The organism is Mesorhizobium sp. M0778, from assembly GCF_040320105.1.
Classification (GTDB): domain Bacteria; phylum Pseudomonadota; class Alphaproteobacteria; order Rhizobiales; family Rhizobiaceae; genus Mesorhizobium.
Genome location: NZ_JAMYPA010000001.1, coordinates 365,362 through 385,271, shown reverse-complemented (window position 1 = coordinate 385,271; position 19,910 = coordinate 365,362). Strand labels below are relative to the sequence as shown.

19 protein-coding genes and 1 other RNA gene are annotated in these 19,910 nt (G+C 62.4%); 5 read left to right on the top strand and 15 right to left on the bottom strand.

All coding sequences use genetic code 11. The features are described 5' to 3' along the window. Nucleotides 1-67 precede the first annotated feature (67 nt). Nucleotides 68-655 carry a 5-formyltetrahydrofolate cyclo-ligase gene (locus tag NKI22_RS01920; protein ID WP_352815022.1) on the bottom strand — a complete coding sequence of 196 codons (588 nt, stop codon included), beginning with the start codon at nucleotides 653-655 and terminating at the stop codon, nucleotides 68-70. Nucleotides 656-735: 80 nt separating this feature from the next. Next, a non-coding RNA gene (gene ssrS, locus NKI22_RS01915) (6S RNA) lies at nucleotides 736-890 on the bottom strand. Between the two features lie 176 nt (nucleotides 891-1,066). Here ssrS and NKI22_RS01910 point away from each other — a divergent pair. The 5 genes from NKI22_RS01910 to msrB all read left to right on the top strand — a co-directional run bounded on the left by NKI22_RS01910 (nucleotide 1,067) and on the right by msrB (nucleotide 5,005). After that, complete coding sequence (locus tag NKI22_RS01910; RefSeq protein WP_352815020.1) at nucleotides 1,067-1,906, top strand: AAA family ATPase; 840 nt, start codon at nucleotides 1,067-1,069, stop codon at nucleotides 1,904-1,906. 118 nt (nucleotides 1,907-2,024) lie between these two features. Beyond that, on the top strand, nucleotides 2,025-2,471 hold the full coding sequence (locus tag NKI22_RS01905; RefSeq protein WP_352815018.1) for a GNAT family N-acetyltransferase: 447 nt from the start codon (nucleotides 2,025-2,027) through the stop codon (nucleotides 2,469-2,471). An 8-nt stretch (nucleotides 2,472-2,479) separates the two neighbouring features. Continuing rightward, entirely contained in the window at nucleotides 2,480-3,670 is a 1,191-nt protein-coding gene (locus tag NKI22_RS01900) for a vWA domain-containing protein (protein WP_352815017.1), read from the top strand. Continuing rightward, a complete protein-coding gene (locus NKI22_RS01895) occupies nucleotides 3,671-4,492 on the top strand; it encodes an MBL fold metallo-hydrolase (protein WP_352480939.1) in 822 nt (273 codons plus the stop codon). It begins immediately after the preceding gene. A gap of 108 nt (nucleotides 4,493-4,600) precedes the next feature. Further along, complete coding sequence (gene msrB / locus NKI22_RS01890) at nucleotides 4,601-5,005, top strand: peptide-methionine (R)-S-oxide reductase MsrB (RefSeq protein ID WP_023719650.1); 405 nt, start codon at nucleotides 4,601-4,603, stop codon at nucleotides 5,003-5,005. Between the two features lie 3 nt (nucleotides 5,006-5,008). Here the strand turns inward: msrB and NKI22_RS01885 are convergent, their stop codons facing one another. The 13 genes from NKI22_RS01885 to NKI22_RS01825 all read right to left on the bottom strand — a co-directional run bounded on the left by NKI22_RS01885 (nucleotide 5,009) and on the right by NKI22_RS01825 (nucleotide 19,862). After that, complete coding sequence (locus tag NKI22_RS01885) at nucleotides 5,009-5,323, bottom strand: hypothetical protein (protein ID WP_352480941.1); 315 nt, start codon at nucleotides 5,321-5,323, stop codon at nucleotides 5,009-5,011. A gap of 70 nt (nucleotides 5,324-5,393) precedes the next feature. Next, nucleotides 5,394-5,834: a hypothetical protein gene (locus NKI22_RS01880; protein ID WP_023719652.1), complete on the bottom strand. Its 441-nt coding sequence runs from the start codon at nucleotides 5,832-5,834 to the stop codon at nucleotides 5,394-5,396. 50 nt (nucleotides 5,835-5,884) lie between these two features. After that, a complete protein-coding gene (locus tag NKI22_RS01875; protein WP_023719653.1) occupies nucleotides 5,885-6,145 on the bottom strand; it encodes a DUF2312 domain-containing protein in 261 nt (86 codons plus the stop codon). Between the two features lie 161 nt (nucleotides 6,146-6,306). Beyond that, on the bottom strand, nucleotides 6,307-9,765 hold the full coding sequence (gene pyc, locus NKI22_RS01870) for a pyruvate carboxylase (RefSeq protein ID WP_352815016.1): 3,459 nt from the start codon (nucleotides 9,763-9,765) through the stop codon (nucleotides 6,307-6,309). A gap of 174 nt (nucleotides 9,766-9,939) precedes the next feature. Further along, nucleotides 9,940-11,058 carry a branched-chain amino acid ABC transporter substrate-binding protein gene (locus NKI22_RS01865; protein WP_023719655.1) on the bottom strand — a complete coding sequence of 373 codons (1,119 nt, stop codon included), beginning with the start codon at nucleotides 11,056-11,058 and terminating at the stop codon, nucleotides 9,940-9,942. A gap of 140 nt (nucleotides 11,059-11,198) precedes the next feature. Further along, entirely contained in the window at nucleotides 11,199-11,546 is a 348-nt protein-coding gene (locus NKI22_RS01860) for a DUF6867 family protein (protein WP_023719656.1), read from the bottom strand. Nucleotides 11,547-11,563: 17 nt separating this feature from the next. Next, nucleotides 11,564-12,292 (bottom strand): ABC transporter ATP-binding protein, encoded by a 729-nt coding sequence (locus NKI22_RS01855; protein WP_023719657.1) that lies wholly within the window; start codon nucleotides 12,290-12,292, stop codon nucleotides 11,564-11,566. After that, nucleotides 12,292-13,803 carry an ATP-binding cassette domain-containing protein gene (locus NKI22_RS01850; RefSeq protein ID WP_023719658.1) on the bottom strand — a complete coding sequence of 504 codons (1,512 nt, stop codon included), beginning with the start codon at nucleotides 13,801-13,803 and terminating at the stop codon, nucleotides 12,292-12,294. The genes NKI22_RS01855 and NKI22_RS01850 overlap by 1 nt, the downstream gene beginning before the upstream one ends. Beyond that, complete coding sequence (gene livM, locus NKI22_RS01845; protein ID WP_352480943.1) at nucleotides 13,803-15,398, bottom strand: high-affinity branched-chain amino acid ABC transporter permease LivM; 1,596 nt, start codon at nucleotides 15,396-15,398, stop codon at nucleotides 13,803-13,805. The genes NKI22_RS01850 and livM overlap by 1 nt, the downstream gene beginning before the upstream one ends. 4 nt (nucleotides 15,399-15,402) lie before the next feature. Continuing rightward, a complete protein-coding gene (locus tag NKI22_RS01840) occupies nucleotides 15,403-16,305 on the bottom strand; it encodes a branched-chain amino acid ABC transporter permease (protein ID WP_023719660.1) in 903 nt (300 codons plus the stop codon). A gap of 334 nt (nucleotides 16,306-16,639) precedes the next feature. After that, nucleotides 16,640-17,641 (bottom strand): 4-hydroxyproline epimerase, encoded by a 1,002-nt coding sequence (locus NKI22_RS01835; protein WP_023719661.1) that lies wholly within the window; start codon nucleotides 17,639-17,641, stop codon nucleotides 16,640-16,642. Nucleotides 17,642-17,669: 28 nt separating this feature from the next. Then, nucleotides 17,670-18,920, bottom strand: a complete 1,251-nt coding sequence (locus NKI22_RS01830) for an NAD(P)/FAD-dependent oxidoreductase (RefSeq protein WP_352815015.1) — start codon at nucleotides 18,918-18,920, stop codon at nucleotides 17,670-17,672. A 48-nt stretch (nucleotides 18,921-18,968) separates the two neighbouring features. Continuing rightward, nucleotides 18,969-19,862, bottom strand: a complete 894-nt coding sequence (locus NKI22_RS01825) for a dihydrodipicolinate synthase family protein (protein ID WP_352958166.1) — start codon at nucleotides 19,860-19,862, stop codon at nucleotides 18,969-18,971. Nucleotides 19,863-19,910 lie beyond the last annotated feature (48 nt).

The window sequence follows — 19,910 nt, the reverse complement described above, 5'->3', positions numbered from 1 at the left end:
GAACTGAAGGTCAGCGAAGCAAAAAGCTGCATGACTTTCGGAAAAGACCATGCGTCCAGGAACTTATCTACAATTTCGGCGCGAACAGGCGCAACCCGCTCTCGGTGAGTATTTCCGGAATGATCACGTCATGCGGCTCGTCCGGCACCAGGGCCACCTCCTGGCAGTCGAAGGCAATGCCGATCAGCCGCGGCTGCTGTCCGTTGTCGGCCAGCCGCGCGATCGCCCGGTCGTAATAGCCGGCGCCGTAACCGATGCGGTGGCCGCGCGCATCGAAGGCGGCAAGCGGCACCAGCATCATTTGGGGATCGAGCACCTCGGCTTCCTCATGCGGCCCGACGGTGCCGAAGCCCATGTCGATCATCGGCGCGCCGCGCACCAGTTCGCGAAAAACGATGGTGGTCTTGTCGAGAATGGCCGGCAGGCAGAGCCTCGCCCCCTTTTCGCGCAAGGCAAACATCAGCGGCCGGACGTCGACTTCCGAGCGCATCGGCCAGAAGCCTGAGACGATCTGGCCCGGCTCGACGGTGATCCGGTCGCGCGCCGTCTCGGCCATTTCGAGTGCTGCCTCCACACGCCAGAAAGGGTCGAGCGCATCGCGGCGCCCGAGGGCTTGGTTGCGGAGATTTTTTTTCAGATCTTTTGGGGATGTCATGGAGCCAGGATAGAAAAAGTCGGATCTGGACAGGGTTTTGGGAGCGACGTTTCCTACCGCATGGCCCACTGAAATGTGAGTGACGATCCACACAACCGGTGGAGAGAGCGATCCCGGGAACCTACAAAGTAGGTGGGCGCCGTATGAGAAAACCCACGGGTCTTCCCAGGGACAGCTCCCTAGGGATCATTAAGGCCCCGGGGAAATGTTCTCCTGCCGGGAAGCGCAGACCGTCCCCGCCAATATAGGCAGACGACAGGCCAAGCGCCAGAGAGACGACATGCTTCGAGTCTTAAATCGACGCAAAATCCCTCAACGAGGTCAGCGGCGGCAAGATCCCCGCTTCGCCAGCAGCGCCTTGCACAGCGAAGGCCGCGTCCTTAGGGTCGCGCGATGAACCCGGGAGCAAAAATGCGTTTCGAAGGCACGGCAGCCTATGTTGCCGACAAGGATCTGATGGTGGCGGTCAACGCGGCGATCGCGCTGGAGCGGCCGTTGCTGGTCAAGGGCGAGCCCGGCACCGGCAAGACCGAACTTGCCCGCCAGGTGGCGGCGGCGCTCGACTTGGACCTGATCGAATGGCACGTCAAATCGACGACGAGAGCCCAGCAGGGCCTTTATGAATATGATGCCGTCTCGCGGCTGCGCGACAGCCAGCTCGGCGACGAGCGCTTCAACGACATCCGCAATTACATCAAGCGCGGCAAATTATGGGACGCCTTTGCGGCCGGCAAGAAAATCGTGCTTCTGATCGACGAGATCGACAAGGCCGATATCGAGTTCCCCAACGATCTGTTGCAGGAATTGGATAGGATGGAGTTCTTCGTCTACGAGACCGGCGAGACCATCCGCGCCACCGTCCGGCCGATCGTCATCATCACCTCCAACAACGAGAAGGAATTGCCGGACGCCTTCCTGCGCCGCTGCTTCTTCCACTACATCCGCTTCCCCGACGTCGACACTTTGCACAAAATCGTCGACGTGCATTATCCCGGCATCAAGCAGAACCTCGTGCGAGCAGCACTGACCCAGTTCTACGAGATCCGCGACGTGCCGGGCCTGAAGAAGAAGCCGTCGACCTCCGAGGCACTCGACTGGATCCGCCTGCTGGTCGCCGACGACATCGCGCCCGAGGACCTGCGCGCCGACCCGAAGAATGCTTTGCCGAAACTGCATGGCGCGTTGCTGAAGAACGAACAGGACGTGCATCTGTTCGAGCGCCTGGCCTTCATGGCGAGACGGCAGGGGTGAGGAGCCGGTCAGTCGGAAGCCGACGAAAGCCCTCGGACAGCGGTTTCCCGTCGCTGGACCGTTGCCCTTGGCCAGGCACGGAGGCAGCTTCGGGTTGCCGACTTCAGAGGGAGATGAAATGACCGAGATCACCGTCCGCCCATTGGCGCAATCCGACCATGCCGATTGGCGGCGTCTGTGGACCGCCTACCTCACCTTCTACGAAACCACGTTGCCGGAAGCGGTTTACGCCGTCACCTGGAAGCGGCTGTTCACGGCGGGCGAGTTCGAGCCGAAAGGCTTTATCGCCACCCTCGACGGCAAGGCCGTCGGCCTGACGCACTATCTCTACCATCGCTCCTGCTGGTCGGAGATAAACAACTGCTATCTGCAGGACCTGTTTGCCGACCCCGATGTGCGCGGCAAGGGCGTCGGCGCCGCCCTGATCGAAGCGGTCAGGCAGGAAGCCGGCAAGATCGGCGTCAAGAACGTCTACTGGATGACGCACGAGACCAACACCACCGCACGCAAGCTCTACGACCATGTGGCGCGCAGGACCGGCTTCATCGAGTATGATCTGCTGTAGACCGTGAGATGTTCATCCCCTTCTTCCTCGAACTGAAGGCAGCGCGGGTTCCGGTCTCGCTCCGCGAATATCTGTCGCTGCTGGAGGGGCTGGAGGCCGGGCTGGTCGACTATGATGTCGAGGGCTTTTACTATCTCGCCCGCGCCGCTCTGGTGAAGGACGAGCGCCACATCGACCGCTTCGACCAGGTCTTTTCGCACATCTTCAAAGGTGTCGAGGCGCGGGCTGGCGAAAACCCGGTCGATGTCGCAAACATCCCGGAGGAATGGCTGCGGAGGCTCGCCGAAAAGCACCTGACCGATGAGGAGAAGAAGCTGGTCGAGGCGCTGGGCGGCTTCGAAAAGCTGATGGCGACGCTGAAGAAGCGGCTGGAGGAGCAAAAGGGCCGGCATCAGGGCGGTTCGAAATGGATCGGCACCGGCGGCACCTCGCCCTTCGGCGCCTATGGCTACAACCCCGAAGGCGTGCGCATCGGCCAGCACGAAAGCCGCAACCGCCGCGCGGTAAAAGTCTGGGACAAACGCGAGTTCAGGAATTTCGATGATGCCGTCGAGCTCGGCACCCGCAATATCAAGGTCGCGCTGAAACGCCTGCGCCGCTGGGTGCGCGAAGGTGCCGAAGAGGAATTCGACCTGCCAGGGACCATCCACGCCACCGCCGAGCACGGATATCTCGACGTTAAGACACAACCCGAACGTCGCAATGCGGTCAAGCTGCTGATGTTCTTCGATGTCGGCGGCTCGATGGACGACCACATCAGGAGCGTCGAGGAGCTATTTTCGGCTGCCCGCGCCGAATTCCGCCAGCTCGAATATTTCTATTTCCACAACTGCCTCTACGAGGGCGTGTGGAAGGACAATCGCCGCCGCCATGCCGAGGTGATTCCGACCTTCGATCTCCTGCATAAATATGGCCCCGACTACAAGGTGATCGTCGTCGGCGACGCCTCGATGAGCCCCTACGAGGTCGCCCATCCCGGCGGCTCGGTCGAGCACTGGAACAAGGAGGCCGGCGCCGTCTGGCTTGGCCGGTTGCTGCAGCAATGGCCAAATGCCATATGGCTCAACCCGGAAGCCGAGAAGAACTGGGGTTTTACCCATTCGATTGCCATGATCCGCGATATTTTTGACGGCCGCATGTTTCCACTGACGCTCGCCGGCCTCGAAGCCGCGACGAAGCAACTTTCAAGGAAGCACTGAATGGATCCACGCAAAACAGGAAGGTCGACCTGTTTCCTTTGCCTGCAATGCGGTGTCCAGTTCGCGGCGACAGCGACGCCGCCGCGACATTGCCCGATCTGCGAGGACGAGCGGCAATATGTGCGCTGGGAGGGCCAGGCCTGGACCACGCCGGAAGAGCTCGCCGCCGGCCATCGGCTCGCGATGAGAGACGACGCCGGCGTGCTCGCCTTCGGCATCGAGCCGCGCTTCGCCATCGGCCAGCGGGCATTGCTGGCGCAAACGCCGCACGGCAATGTGCTGTGGGACTGCATTTCGATGGTCAGCGACGAGGCGGTGGCCGAGATCAACCGCCGGGGCGGCCTCGCCGCGATCGCCATTTCGCACTGCCATTATTATTCGGCAATGGTCGAGTGGAGCGAGGCGTTTGGCGGCGTGCCGATTTATCTGCACGCCGATGATTGTCAGTGGATCATGCGGCCGCATCCGGCGATCATCAGCTGGCAAGGCGAGACGCGCGCCATAAACCCGTCGCTGACGCTCATCCGCTGCGGCGGCCACTTTGCCGGTGGCCAGGTGCTGCACTGGAAGCGCGACGGCGGCAATGCCATCCTGGCCGGCGACATCGTGCAGGTGACGCCGACTCGCCGCCATCTCAGCTTCATGTACAGCTACCCGAACTACATCCCGCTCAACGCTTCGAAAGTGCTCGGCATCAAGGCCGCGCTGGAGCCTTTCGCGTTCGACCATATCTATGGCGCGTGGTGGAACCAGAACGTCATCGGAGATGCAAAGGCGGCATTTTCAGCATCGGTTGCGCGCTATCTCGCCGCCATCGCCTGAGGAATTCTTCGCGACAGGATAGAAATACGGGCAAACGCGGTAACAAATCCCTATTTCAGGCGAAGTTGGGAAGGCAACCCAAATAGCGACCTAAGCTAAGAGGAAAAAATGGACAGCCACACCTACCCCGTTACCCGCACCGACGCCGAATGGCGCGCCCGGCTGACGCCTGAGCAATATGCGGTGATGCGCAACCACGGCACCGAGCGGCCGGGAAGCTGCGCCCTGCTGCACGAGAAGCGCGCCGGCACCTTCTCCTGCGTCGGCTGCGACCAACCCTTGTTTGAATCCAAGCTGAAATTCGAGAGCGGCACCGGCTGGCCGAGCTTCAACGACCCGGTGCCGGGTTCGCTCGAGACTACTGTCGACCGCAGCTACGGCATGGTCCGCACCGAATGCCATTGCGCCCGCTGCGGCAGCCATCTCGGCCACGTCTTCGAGGACGGCCCGCCGCCGACCGGCCTGCGCTATTGCATCAACGGCGTGGCGCTCAAATTCGAGCCGGCCGCCTGATCGTCAGGCCACGACCACCAGGATCAGCCACAACGTGGCGCCAAGCGTCATCAGCGAGGCCTTGGCGCCACTTGATTTTCCGGCAGTTCGCCAAACGGCAAAAGTCAGGAAGATGTTGTAGGGCACCGGCGCGAAATGCACCGCCAGAACCAGCGCAAGCGGCAACTTCAGCCCGAGCAGAATGAGCGCCGCCACCGATGACGCGACGTTGATCGCTGTGCCGACAACGACCAGGTCGCGCCAGAACAGCCGATCGAGCGGCACGCCGCCGAGCCAGCGTGAGCGGAAGAAGGCGGCAACGCGCGACATGATCGTCATCGATCGACCGGCTCCTCGCTCTGCTCACCAGCGCAACCCTTCCACAAGGATTGCGTCTGGAAACCCTGCTTTATTCCTGACCCAGAACTTCGGCAATCGCGCGCTCGAAACGCGAGGCTTCCGTCACCAGCCAGTCGGTCATCGCCGGCCAATTGTCTTCGGCAAAACAATTCACCCGCCACATCGAATTGATGCCGAGGCCGTCGCAACTTTGTTCTGGCCTGAGCTTCAGCCTGTCTTCGATGGCCGGCTGGAACGGCTTCAGCCGCGACCAGGCTTGCGTGGCACCGAACTTCTCGTTGCGGCCGAAGAAGACGCCGACATGATTCTGCGCAGGCGCGACGTACATGGAAAGGACCAATGCGAAGTCGGGCAGCCCACGCTGCCAGAACCACGGTCCACGCCTCGCCAGCAGAGCCCTTTCATCCGGATGCCGTTCCGCGAACAGCGTCCAGAAGCTGCGTTGGCGGAATTCAGAGGCGCGGCGGGCGCCAAAATCGAATTCGCTCATGTTCGAACCGTTGAGGGGCGCCGCAACCGGCGCCCAAGGCTATTACCGGCCTACACCATTCCAAGCGCGGCCTTGTACAGATCGAGGATGGACTCCTCTTCCTGCCGCTCGGCCTGGTCCTTCTTGCGCAGCCGGATGATCGACCGCATCGCCTTAGTGTCGAAGCCGGTGCCCTTGGCCTCGGCGAACACTTCCTTGATGTCGTCGGCAATCGTCTTCTTCTCTTCCTCGAGCCGCTCGATACGCTCGATGAAGGCGCGCAACTGGCCGGCGGCAACAGTCTGGCTGGTCTCGGTGATGTCGTCGGCCATATTCTTCTCTCCGCGTCGTTTTCTCACCGCGACTCGGGGTGACCCGAGCGGCGAATTGCAGCGGTTCGATGCCCGACCGGGCGCGGCGGGTCAAGGTGCTATCGATGCGGCATGAAGGGCTGCTGCCAGGCGCCGACAAGGCTGTCTGATGCCGGCCTATTTCACCCGAATGCGATCAGCAGATCCTTGGCATCAATCTGGTCGCCGGCCTTGACGAGCACCTCGGCGATGGTGCCGTCGCGCTCGGCATGCAGCGCCGTTTCCATCTTCATCGCTTCGATCGACAGCAGCACGTCGCCGGCCTTCACCGCCTGGCCGGCAGCGACCGCAAGCGCCGAGACGACGCCGGGCATCGGCGCGCCGACATGCGCCTCATTGCCCGGCTCCGCCTTGCGCCGTGCCTTGGCAGCGGACGCGCCATGCGCCCGGTCCGGTACCTTCACGCGGCGCGGCTGGCCGTTGAGCTCGAAGAACACGGTGACCATGCCCTTTTCGTCGACATCGCCCATGGCAAGGCAGCGCACCACCAGCGTCTTGCCTTTCTCGATGTCGACGAAAATCTCGTCTTCCGGCTTCATGCCGTAGAAATAGGTCGGTGTCGGCAGCACGCTGACCGGGCCGTAGGTCTCCTGCGCGGCGGCGAAATCCGAAAACACCTTCGGATACATCAGCCACGACGCGAACTCGAACTCACTGAGCTTGCGCTCGAGCTTTTCCTCGACCTCCCTGCGGCTGGCCGTGAGGTCCGCCGCCTTGAGCAGCGAACCCGGCCGCACCGTGATCGGCTTTTCGCCCTTCAGCACCTTCTTCTGCAATGGCTTTGGCCAGCCGCCCGGCGACTGGCCGAGGTCGCCGCGCAACATCGACACCACAGAATCCGGGAAGGCGATGTCCCGCGCCGGATTCTCGACGTCGGCGACGGTCAGGTCCTGGCTGACCATCATCAGCGCCATGTCGCCGACGACCTTGGACGACGGCGTCACCTTGACGATATCGCCGAACATCAGATTGACGTCGTGATAGGTCTGCGCCACTTCGTGCCAGCGCGTCTCCAGCCCAAGCGAGCGCGCCTGTTCCTTGAGGTTGGTGAACTGCCCGCCAGGCATTTCGTGCAGATAGACCTCCGATGCTGGCCCCTTCAGGTCGCTTTCGAAGGCGGCGTACTGGTTGCGCACCGCCTCCCAGTAGAACGAGATATTCCTGATCCATTGCGGGTCGAGGCCCGGATCGCGCTCGGTGCCCTTCAGCGCCTCGACGATCGAACCCAGGCATGGCTGCGAGGTGTTGCCAGATAGCGAATCCATCGCCGCGTCGATGCCGTCGACACCGCTCTCCACCGCTGCCAGCACGGTGGCCGCCGACAGGCCGGATGTGTCGTGCGTGTGGAAGTGGATCGGCAGGTCTGTCGCCTCGCGCAGTGCCTTGAACAGCACGCGGGCAGCACTCGGCTTTAGAAGCCCCGCCATGTCCTTGACGGCAATGATATGGACGCCCGCCGCCTGCAATTCGCTGGCCAGGCCGACATAGTATTTCAGATCGTATTTCGCCCGCGCCGGATCGAGTATGTCGCCGGTATAGCAGATCGCCGCTTCGATCAGCTTGCCCTCGGCGCCGACCGCATCCATGGCCACACGCATGTTCTCGACCCAGTTCAGGCAGTCGAAGACGCGGAACAGGTCGATGCCGCCAGCAGCGGCCTGGTGGACGAAATGCTGGACGACATTGTCGGGATAGTTAGTATAGCCAACGCCGTTGGCGCCACGCAGAAGCATCTGCAGCAGAAGATTGGGTGCTGCCTCGCGCACCAGCGACAGCCGCTCCCATGGATCTTCGGTGAGGAAGCGCATGGCGACGTCGAATGTTGCGCCGCCCCAGCATTCGAGTGACAAAAGCTGCGGCAGAGCGCGCGCATAGGTGCCGGCGATGCCGGCGATGTCATAGGTGCGCACACGCGTCGCGAGCAAGGATTGATGCCCGTCGCGCATTGTCGTGTCGGTGACCAGCACCTCTTTTTGCTCGCGCATCCACGCCGCGAATTTCTCCGGCCCGAGCACGTCGAGCTTCTGCTTGCTGCCGTCAGGCACATTGCCGTTGAGATATGGCACCACCGGTGGCGCCGCATCTGCTTTTGGCTGCGGCCGGCCGCGCGTCTCGGGATGGCCATTGACCGAAACGTCGGCAAGATAGTTGAGCAGCTTGGTCGCGCGGTCCTGCCGCTTCACGCTGGCGAACAGTTCCGGCGTCGTGTCGATGAACTTGGTGGTGTAGGAATTGTCGGCGAAGCTCCGGTGATTGATGATCGCCTCGAGAAAGGTGAGATTGGTCGCCACGCCCCGGATTCGGAATTCGCGCAACGCCCGGTTCATGCGGGCGATGGTCTCGGCCGGCGTCGGCGCCCACGCCGTCACCTTTTCCAGCAATGGATCGTAGAAGCGGGTGATGACCGCGCCCGAATAGGCGGTGCCCCCATCAAGGCGGATGCCGAAGCCGGTGGCGCCGCGATAGGCGGTGATGCGGCCATAGTCGGGGATGAAATTATGCTCGGGGTCTTCAGTGGTGATGCGGCACTGCAGCGCGTGCCCGTTGAGCCTGATGTCCTTCTGCGTCGGCACGCCCGATTCCGCCGTGCCGATGGCAAAGCCGTCGAGTATGTGGATCTGTGCTTTGACGATGTCGATGCCGGTCACTTGTTCGGTGACGGTGTGCTCGACCTGGATGCGCGGATTGACCTCGATGAAATAGAATTTTCCGGTATCGGCATCCTGCAGGAACTCGACCGTGCCGGCGCCGATATAGCTGGTTTCGCGCGCGATCCTCAGCGCATAGGCGCAAAGCTCCTCGCGCTGCGACATTTCGAGATAGGGAGCCGGCGCCCGCTCGACCACTTTCTGGTTGCGGCGCTGGATCGAACAATCGCGCTCGAACAGATGCACCGCATTGCCATGCGTGTCGCCCAGCACCTGCACCTCGACATGGCGGGCGCGCTCGATCAGCTTCTCGAGATAGACCTCGTCCTTGCCGAAAGCCGCCTTCGCCTCACGCTTGCCTTCCATCACCTCGCGGGCGAGATCGGCCTCGGAGCGGATGGCGCGCATGCCGCGGCCGCCGCCGCCCCAGGACGCCTTGAGCATCACCGGGTAGCCGATCGTCCTGGCGAGTTCCTTGACCGCCGCCATGTCGTCCGGCAAGGGATCGGTGGCGGGAATTACCGGCACACCGACTTCGATTGCGAGATTGCGGGCGGCGACCTTGTTGCCCAGCCTGCGCATCGTATCCGGCTTTGGCCCGATGAAGATGATGCCGGCCGTGGCGCAGGCCTCGGCGAATTCCGGGCTCTCCGACAGCAGGCCGTAGCCTGGATGGATGGCATCGGCGCCCGAAAGCCTGGCGACGCGGATAACCTCCTCGATCGACAGATAGCTTTCGATCGGCCCCATATCCCTGGTCAGGTGCGGCCCGCGCCCGACCTGGTAGCTTTCGTCGGCCTTGAAGCGATGCAGGGAGTATTTGTCTTCCTCCGCCCAGATCGCCACGGTTTTGAGGCCGAGTTCATTAGCCGCGCGGAAGACGCGGATGGCAATTTCGGAGCGGTTGGCGACAAGGATCTTCGAGATTGCCAAGGACAGGGCTCCGGACACGGGGAAGGGAACTGCCGGACATGATTAGCGCGAAAATGCTGCAGTGCAAACAAAATCGGGCAGCGGCTAAACCGATTTAAATCAACTCGATGCCGTCAAAACGGAAATGCCCGGCGCAAGCGCCGGGCATCTCCAAAATTATCGTCGTCGACAGGCTTACATCTTCTGGATGTAGGTGTACTTGCCGTCGTCGCCCTTCTTCCACTCGTACATGACGTAGCCGGGCAACGTCGGATCGCCCTTCGCGTCATAGGAGAGGTCGCCCAGAACGGTCTTGAACGGACCCTTCTCATGCAGCGCCTTGGCAACTTCCTGCGGGTCGTTCGACTTGGCAACGGTGGCTGCTTCGGCGATCGCCTGCATGGCGGCGTAGGAGTAAAGCGTGTAGGCCTCCGGTTCGAAGCCCTGCGCGCGGAACTTCTCGACGAGTTCCTTGTTCGTCGGGATCAGACGCGGATCCGGGCCGAACGTGTTCAGCGTGCCCGCAACTGCGTCGCCAGCGATCGAGGCCAGCTCGTTCGACACGATGCCGTCGCCGGAAACCAGCGTCGCCTTGAGGCCCTGGTCAGCCGCCTGGCGGATGATCAGGCCGGCTTCGGTGTGCAGGCCACCCCAATAGATGATGGAAACGCCGGCTTCCTTCATCTTGGCGATCAGCGCCGAGAAGTCCTTGTCGCCGACATTGACGCCTTCGTACATGACTTCCGTCAGGCCGGCTGCGTTCATCGCCTTCTTGGTCTCATCGGCAAGGCCCTGGCCGTAGGTCGTCTTGTCGTGGATGACCGCGATCTTGGCATCCTTGAAGTTCGCCGCGAGATAGGCGCCGGCGATGCTGCCCTGCTGGTCGTCACGTCCGCAGGTGCGGAACGTGTTCCACATGCCGCGTTCGGTGAACTTCGGATTGGTCGCGGCCGGCGTGATCTCGAGGATGCCGTTTTCCGCGTAGACTTCCGACGCCGGGATCGAGACGCCCGAGTTGAAGTGGCCAACCACGAACTTGACGCCGTCGCCGACGAACTTGTTGGCGACCGAGATGCCCTGCTTCGGATCGGAGACGTCGTCGCCGACCGAGAGCTTGATCTGCTCGCCATTGATGCCACCGGCCGCATTGATGTCGGCGACGGCCTGTTCGGCACCCTTCTGCAGCTGCGCGCCGAAGGCGGCATTCGGACCGGTGATCGGACCGGCGACGCCAACCAGGACGTCAGCCCACGCGCTGCCGCTGAACGCGATCAGCGCGGTCAGGGCGACGGCGGACAAAAGTGATTTTTTCATGTAAAACGCTCCCATTTACGGAGTGGGCGTTGGATGATGCTTTCATGCGATGCCCACTTTTACTCGCAGAAAACGTACTTTGCCGATTTTCAGGCACTTGTCACGCCGATTCATCCCCGAAACGGCGTTAATCATGAACGTCAACCTTTCGGCTTCCAGCTCAAAACCGATGCTCTTTCATAGAGCCAATTATACTGTGTCACCATCTGGTTTGTGCGCGTGTATTGATAGCCGATGAAGCCCAATATCATCAGTACGATCGTATCCACGATATAGTAATGCAGCGAGAACATCGTGCCGCCGAACAGCGCGTGATGAATGAACCTTACGCCAATGCCAAGGCCGAGCATGTAGGCGAACAATTGGAGGAAGCTGCGCCATGTCTGGGCGCTGGCCTTGCCGGTCATCCATGCCGCCCAGCCGCCGAGCAGGCAGGTGACGAAGAAGAACTGCCAGATCGAGGGTTCCTCGTAGAGAATGCCCTGCATGATGAAGTCTCCTGAACTCAGTGGTGGCCGCCTTCGAGATAGGCGGCGCGCACTTCCGGATTGGCGAGCAGCTCCTTGCCGGTGCCGCTCATCGTCACATTGCCGTTGACCATGACATAGCCGCGCGTCGCGAGCTTCAGCGCGCCGAAGGCGTTCTGCTCGACCAGGAACACTGTCAGCCCTTGGGTCCGGTTCAACTCGCGGATGGCGTCGAAGATCTGCTTCACGATCAGCGGCGCCAGGCCGAGCGACGGCTCGTCGAGCAGGAGCAGCTTCGGCCGTGCCATCAGCGCACGCCCGATCGACAGCATCTGCTGTTCGCCGCCCGACAGGGTGCCGCCGCGCTGGGCGATGCGTTCCTTCAGGCGCGGAAACAGCGTGAACACCTTCTCGACGTCCTCGTCGTAATGCTTGAGGCCGTCGAGGCTGGCGCCCATCTGCAGGTTTTCCATCACCGTCATGCGCGGGAAGATGCGCCGGCCCTCCGGCGACTGGGCGATCCGCATCCGCGCGATCTCATGCGTTGGCATCTGGGTAATATCGGTGCCGGCGAAGGTGATCGTGCCCGCCCGGGCCCGCGGAGCACCAAAAATGGTCATCATCAGCGTCGACTTGCCGGCGCCGTTGGCGCCGATCAGCGCCACGATCTCGCCCTGCCTGACGGTGACGTCGACACCGTTCAGCGCCCTGATGTTGCCGTAGTAGGTCTGGACGCCTTTGATATCGAGCAGCGTTGTGCCGGCCATCACTTGCGCCCTCCGCGCTTGCCCGCAGGTGCGGCAGCAGTCTTGCCGGCAACTGTTTTCGCAGTTTTCCCGGAAGCGTGGCTCGTTTCCACTTTCCCGGCGTCGACGCGGCGCGAAAATTCCGTCTCCTTGCCGGCGGCGAGAAGCTTGGCCTGACCAACCCAGTCCTCACGGGCGATGCGTCCGTCGAAGGCGAGATAGGCCTCGACGGCCGCGACGTCGGCTTTCTTCCATGCCGCGATCTGGTCGAAATGGAAGATGCCGTGCTGGTTAAGCTTCTTCTCGTTGACCGTGCCGATGCCCTTGATGCGGGTCAGATTGTCGGCCTCGCCGCCACGTGGCGCTGTGAGCCGGTTCGAAACGCCCGCGACCTTCGACTTGGCCGGCGCCTTAGCCGTGGAGGGTTTCGCGGTCGGCTTAGCTGCAGCGGGTTCCGCCTTGGCCGGGGGAGCGGCGGCTTGCGCTGCTGCCTTGCTTGCCGCGGCACTCGACTTTGCATCGAACTGCCCGGCTTTCGAGGCGCCTTTCGACACGGTCACGCGCTCGCCCTCGCTGTGGCCGATCGTATCGGTCACCGGTCCGGCGAGATACGAAGACGATGTGCCTGGGCCGTGCGCGGAATCGGGACCGGTGTCCAATTGCTCGATGACGTCCTCGTCGCCGACTTCGGTCAGTACCGTCTCGACTTCCTCGTCTTCGACGCCGAGATAGGCAGCGATGACGCGCGGGTCCGTGCGTACCGAATGCGGGCTGCCGTCCGATATCTTGCGCCCGTATTCGAGCACCACGACGTGGTCGGAAATCTGCATGACCACCGCCATGTCGTGCTCGATCAGCAGGATCGAGGTGCCGGTGTTGTCTTTGATGTCCATCAGCAGCGCGTTGAGCGCCATTGATTCTTTCGGATTGAGGCCGGCAGCCGGCTCGTCGAGGCAGAGCAACTCCGGACCCGTGCACATCGCCCGCGCGATCTCGAGGCGTCGTTGCGCGCCATAGGGCAGGTCGCCGGCCGGGTCGTCGGCACGGTCGACGAGATCGGCCTTCTCCAGCCAGTGCCTGGCCAGTTCGACCGACTCGGCCGATGCCTTCCGGTAGCCGCTGAAGCCGAACAGGCCGAGCACGGTGTAGCCGGACGCCTTCATCAGCTTGTTGTGCTGGGCTACCAGCAGGTTCTCGAGCAGCGTCATGCCCGAGAACAGGCGGATGTTCTGAAAGGTGCGCGCCACCTTGGCGCGTGCCGGGATTTCATGGTTCGGCAGGCGTTCGAGCAGATAGCTCGAGCCGTCGCGCCTATTGAGCGTGAGCATGCCTTCCGACGGTTTGTAGAAACCGGTGATGCAATTGAACACCGTGGTCTTGCCGGCGCCGTTCGGTCCGATCAGCGCGGTGATCTCGCCGCGCTTGGCCTGGAAGGAGAGATCGCCGATGGCGACCAGACCGCCGAATTTCATCGACAGATGGTCGACCTGCAGGATGGCATCGTTCATGGGAGATGGGTTCGTATCACTCATCAGCCGTGGCCTTCCTTAGTGAAGGAGCCGGATACGGCCTTGCTCTTCTTGAGGAAGGCTGTCGGTTCACGGCTGCCGACGAAGCCGCGCGGCTTCCACAGCATGACGATGACCATGGCCATGCCGAATAAAAGCATGCGGTAGAGTTCCGGGGTGAAGTCGGGGCCGAAGACCTGCTTCAGGAAATCGAGTTCGCGCAGCACCTCCGTGCCGCCGATCATCACCATGGCGGCGACGGCGATGCCAACCAGCGAACCCATGCCGCCAAGCACGACCATAGCCAGAATGATGGCCGACTCCAGGAAGATGAAGGATTCGGGGCTGACGAAACCTTGCCGTGCCGCGAAGAACGAGCCGGCGAAGCCGCCGAACATGGCGCCGGTGGCAAAGGCAGTGAGCTTGGTGGTGGTGGTGTTGATGCCGAGCGAGCGGCAGGCGATCTCATCCTCGCGCAGCGCTTCCCAGGCGCGGCCGACAGGCATGCGCCTTAGCCTTATCGTGACGAAGGCGGTGAGCAGGCAGAGCCCCAGGATCAGATAGTAGAGGAATATCTTGTAGTAGGCGCTCGATGTGGCGATATCCAACACCTTGGCGATATAATTCGGATCCGAAACGTTGAACGTCATCAGGCCGAAAAAGGTGACCTTGGGGATGCCGGAGATGCCGGCCGAGCCGTTCGTAACCTCGCGCCAATTGATCAGCACGAGACGAATGATCTCGCCGAAGGCAAGCGTCACGATCGCCAGATAATCGCCGCGCAGACGCAGCACCGGAAACCCGAGCAATACCCCCCAGAAGGCGGCCATGGCGCCGGCGGCGGGCAGCAGGATCCAGAACGACAGGCCAAAATGCGTGCCGAGCAGCGCATAGGCATAGGCGCCGACCGCGTAGAAGGCGACGTAGCCGAGATCGAGCAGGCCGGCGAGGCCGACGACGATGTTCAGCCCCCAGGCCAGCATCACATAGATCAGGATCTGGATGCCGAAATTGTCGACCCATTTCAGTGAACCCTGGAACCCGCCGGCCATCGACCCTGCGTACACGGCAAGCACCGCCACGACGATGATCGGGTAGAGCGCCAGTGCGGTTATGCCCAACGCCGAGAAATGGGCGAGGATGAAGGTGCGGAAATAGAACAGCACCGAGGCCAGCGCATAGATGATCGCCAGCGCCCGCGCGAAGCGCGCATAACCGGCGAGACCCGGCCCCAGCAAACCATCGAGCGAGCCGGCCAGCAGCGCCAGCACAGCCACTACGACGACGGCAGCAATGAAATACGGCAACCGGAAGAACCGCGTCGCCACGCTTTCCGGCAACAGCCCCGTGGCGATGTCGGCAATCTTCTGGTTGGCCAGGAAGGGCTGGCCGTAGGCAACGTAGAGAAAGCGGCCGAGCATGGTGGCGATCACCACGGCGGCGAGCAGGCCCCAGCGCTGTACGAGGATCAGCTCGTTGGAGATGTTCTGATCGGTCCGCAGGCCGATGAACAGCACGAACAGGCCGAGCGCGATGGCACCAGCATAAAGCGCCTCGCGCGTGGCGCGTTGCACTGGGGTGGCGACGACGCCGCGCTCCGGAGATACAGTGACCGCCATGACCTCAGACCTTTTCGACTTCTGGCCGGCCCAATATGCCGGAAGGCAGGAAGATCAGGACGATCGCCAGGATGGAGAAGGCGGCGACGTCCTTGTAGTCGATCGAGAAATAAGCCGACCACATGCTTTCGATGAAGCCGATCATCAGCCCGCCGAGCACGGCGCCGGGCAGCGAGCCGATGCCGCCGAGCACCGCCGCGGTGAACGCCTTCACGCCGGGCGTGAAACCGTCGGAGAAGGCGATGACGCCGTAATACATCAGGAACAGCGTGCCGGCGACGGCAGCAAGGGCCGCACCCATGACGAAGGTGATCGAGATGGTGCGGTCGACGTCGATGCCAAGCAACGCCGCCATCTTGCGGTCCTGCTCGCATGCCCTTTGCGCCCGGCCCAGTGAGGTCTTGTTGACCAAATACCAGAACAGCGCCAGCAGCAGCGCGGTGACGATGACGATGATGATCTGCTTCAGCGATACGCTGATGCCCTCGATGTTGTAGACCGTGGACACCATCGGCGGGATCGGCTTGTTGCGCGGCCCTTGCGTCACCTGGACGAAGTTCGACAGGGCGATCGACATGCCGATCGCGGTGATCAGCGGCGCCAGCCGGAACGAACCGCGCAAAGGCCGGTAGGCCACCTTCTCGATCGTCCAATTATACAGGCTGGTCAGCAGCATCGCGACGATCATCATGATCAGCAGCGCGATCACCACCGGCAAGGAATAGAACAATGCGCCGAGAATGAGGAAAACGATGAGGGCGGTGAATGCCCCGACCATGAAGATGTCGCCATGGGCAAAATTGATCATGCCGATGATGCCGTAGACCATCGTATAGCCGATCGCTATCAGCCCATAGATCGATCCCAGCGTCAGCCCATTGATAAGCTGCTGGACAAAATACTGCATGCTGTCGTGGCTCCCCTGGAATGTCGCCCATGCAGACGCATTCCTTTTCGTATTTCCCCTAGTCGTAAAGTTTCGAGCCCGGATTGCAACGTGATTTTTCGATGGCTATGCGTGTTTTCGCCGCACGCCGTCCGATTGCCCGTTTTATTCCCGTCCGGCCCCTGGACCATCGCGGACCCTACCATTGGCCTAACGCAATGTCTTTGACGATTCAACCGCACCATGCGCCTCGTTTCGAAGAAATCGCCGTCAAAATAAGTTGATGAGCGGGATCGTTGCGTCGTTGATCGCAATCCGTTTACGCTCTCTTTCTTCCCCTGCGTCAGCGTTTTTTCTATTTGACGACGAAGCCGTGCGCGAACGGGTCGCGGTCGTCGATGAAGATCGTGTTCAATCCGGTCATCCGTGCCCAGCCGCCGATCGACGGAATGATCGCCGGCTTGCCGGCGACGGTGACCTCTTTTTCCACCCTGCCCTTGAACAGCGAGCCGATGATCGATTCATGGACGAAGTCGTCGCCAACCCCAAGCTTGCCCTTGGCGTGAAGCTGCGCCATCCGCGCCGAGGTGCCGGTGCCGCAGGGCGAGCGGTCGATCGCCTTGTCGCCGTAGAAGACGGCGTTGCGGGCATCGGCTTGCGGGTTGGTCGGCGCACCGGTCCACAATATGTGCGACAGCTTGTCGATGCCGGGATTCTCCGGGTGGACGAAGGAATATTTCTCGTTGAGCCGCTGCCGCACCACCGGGCTCCAGGCGATCAGCTCGCCCGCCGAATGGTCGGCCATGTCGCGATAGTTCGTTTGCGGTTCGACGATGGCGTAGAAATTGCCGCCATAGGCGACATCGACGCTGATCTCGCCGAGCCCGGGGCATTCGACCGTCAGTCCCTCGGCATAGAGGAAGGACGGCACATTGGTGATGCGCACCTCCTCGACATAGTCGCCGACCTGCTTGTACTCGGCGACGACCAGGCCCGCCGGCGTATCCAGCCTGAGCACGCCCGGCGTCTTCGGCTTGATCAGCCCATGTTCGACGGCAAAGGTCACAGTGCCGATTGTGCCGTGGCCGCACATCGGCAGACAGCCGGAGGTTTCGATGAACAGGATGGCGATGTCGCAATCCTCGCGCGTCGGCGGATAGAGGATCGAGCCGGACATCACGTCATGGCCGCGCGGCTCGAACATCAGCCCGGTGCGGATCCAGTCATATTCGGCCAGGAAATGCGCTCGCCGCTCCATCATCGTCGAGCCGTTGAGCAGCGGTCCGCCGCCGGCGACCAGCCGCACCGGATTGCCGCAGGTGTGGCCGTCTATGCAGAAGAAGGAATTCTTGGCCATGCCGGCTCCCAACTGAATGTCTTCGATCTCAAAACCGTTGCGGACTGAACGGACCGAGATCGAGCGATGGACTCTGCCCGAGAACGAGCTCACGGATCAAGCGTCCGGTCGCCGCGGCCTGGGTCAGGCCGAGATGACCATGGCCGAAGCCATACACCACCGACGGCGTTTTTTGCGACCGCCCGATCACCGACAACGAATCCGGCAGCGACGGCCGGAACCCCATCCATTCGCGGCCATTGGCCGGATCCAGCCCTGGCAGGAATTTTTGCGCCTTTTCGAGCAGTGCTTTCGAGCGCGCATAATTGGGCGGCCTTTCGAGGCCGCCGAGCTCGACCGCGCCACCGACGCGCAGGCCGGTCTCGAGCGGCGTGATGACAAAGCCATGCCCGGAGAAGATCAATTGCCGCTTTACGTCGAACGCAGTCTTCGGCAGCGTCGTGTTGTAGCCACGCTCGGTCTCCAGCGGGATGCCGTCGCCGAGATGTCTCGCCAGCAGATGCGACCAGGCCCCGGCAGCGATGACGACATGCTTTGCCCGACGCGTCGTACCGTCGGCCATGGTCAGGATCGCGTCGCCCTGTCCCGCCTCGATACGCTCGATCCGGGCCTTTTCGAACCCCGCGCCCAACCTCTCGGCATAGGCCCATAAGGCCTTTCCAAGCAGCTTGGGGTCGGCGACGGTCTTCCACCCCGGCACGAACGTGCCCCTGGCGAAGCGCGGCGACAGGCCGGGCTGCAAGGCGGCGAGAGCGCTGCCTTCGACATGGTTGAAGCCGATGCCGAAGCGCTGCCTTGCCGCCCAGCCGGGCAGCGACGCCTTGAACTCGGCCTCGCTTTCGTAGAGTTCGAGCGAGCCGTCCTCGTGCAGCATCGGCCGTGTGCCGGAACGGTCGAGCAAGCCCATCCATTCCGCCTCGGCGAGCTTCATCATCCCGGCCTGCGCGGCAAGGCCGGCTTCATAGCGGTCGCTTCGGCCGGCCCGCCAGAAGCGGACCAGCCAAGGCAACAGCTTCGGCAAATAGGCGGGCGGAATGCTGAGCGGGCCGAGCGGGTCGGCGAGCCATTTCGGCAGCTGCCTGATCATGCCCTTGTGGGCGAGCGGCAGCACATCGGAGAAGGCAAAGGCAGCGGCATTGCCGGAGCTGGTTTCCTCGCAGATCCCCGTCCGATCGAAGATCGTGACGTTTCGCCCCGCCTCGGCCAGAAAGGCGGCGGCGCAGATGCCGATGATGCCGCCACCAATGATGGCAACATCGAGCGTAGCATCATCATTCATTGCCATGCGCCGCGCTGCACATCTGCAAATAGCCTCAAAGTGACTGGATCAGAATGTCGGCAGCTCTGGCCGCACCGCCAGCGCATCCCTGACGATCTTTTCGACAGCCTTGCGGCGCTCGCCCGACAATGGCTGGCGCGGCATGCGCACCCGGTCATTGGTATCGATGGCGAAGACCTCCGCGAGCTTGATGTTCTGCACCAGATAGGTCGAGACGTCGAGGTCGAGCAGCGGCCGGAACCAGCGGTAGATCTTCAGCGCCTCCTCACGGCGGCCCTGTCTCATCAGCTGGTAGATAGCGACCGTCTCGCGCGGGAACGCGGTGACCAGGCCCGCCACCCAGCCGATAGCGCCGACCGACAGCGCCTCGAAGGCGAGATTGTCGACGCCGGTGAACAGATCGTAGCGGTCGCCGAGGCGGTTGATGATCTCGGTCGAGCGGCGGATATCGTCGGAGGACTCCTTGATGGCGACGAAGCGCTGGTCCTTCGCCAGTTCCTCCATCTGGTCGACGGTGACGTCGACGCGGTAGGCAAGCCGGTTGGAGTAGATCATCACCGGCAGGTCGCCGGCCGCGGCGACTGCGCTGAGTGCCGCGACTGTCTCCTCGGCATTGGTATGGTAGATCGGGCTCGGCACCACCATCAAACCGTTGGCGCCTTCTTTTGCGGCGCGGCGCGCGATCGTCGCCGCCTCGCGTGTGCCGGCTTCGTTGACCGTCAACAGCACCGGTTTGTTGCCGGCGATCTTCTGCGCGGTCTTCAGCACCTCGATCTTTTCGTCATGCGCCAGCATCGGTCCTTCGCCAAGCGAGCCACAGACGATGATGCCGTCGCAGCCGGCCTCCATCTGCAGCGCAAAGCAGCGCTCCATCTCGGCATGGTCGAGGCGATCATCCTCGGTGAATTTGGTCGTAACGGCGGGGAAAACTCCGGCCCACATGTCGGTTGCTCCATCTGATATATCAGTCGTATATTTCTTAAGAAGCCG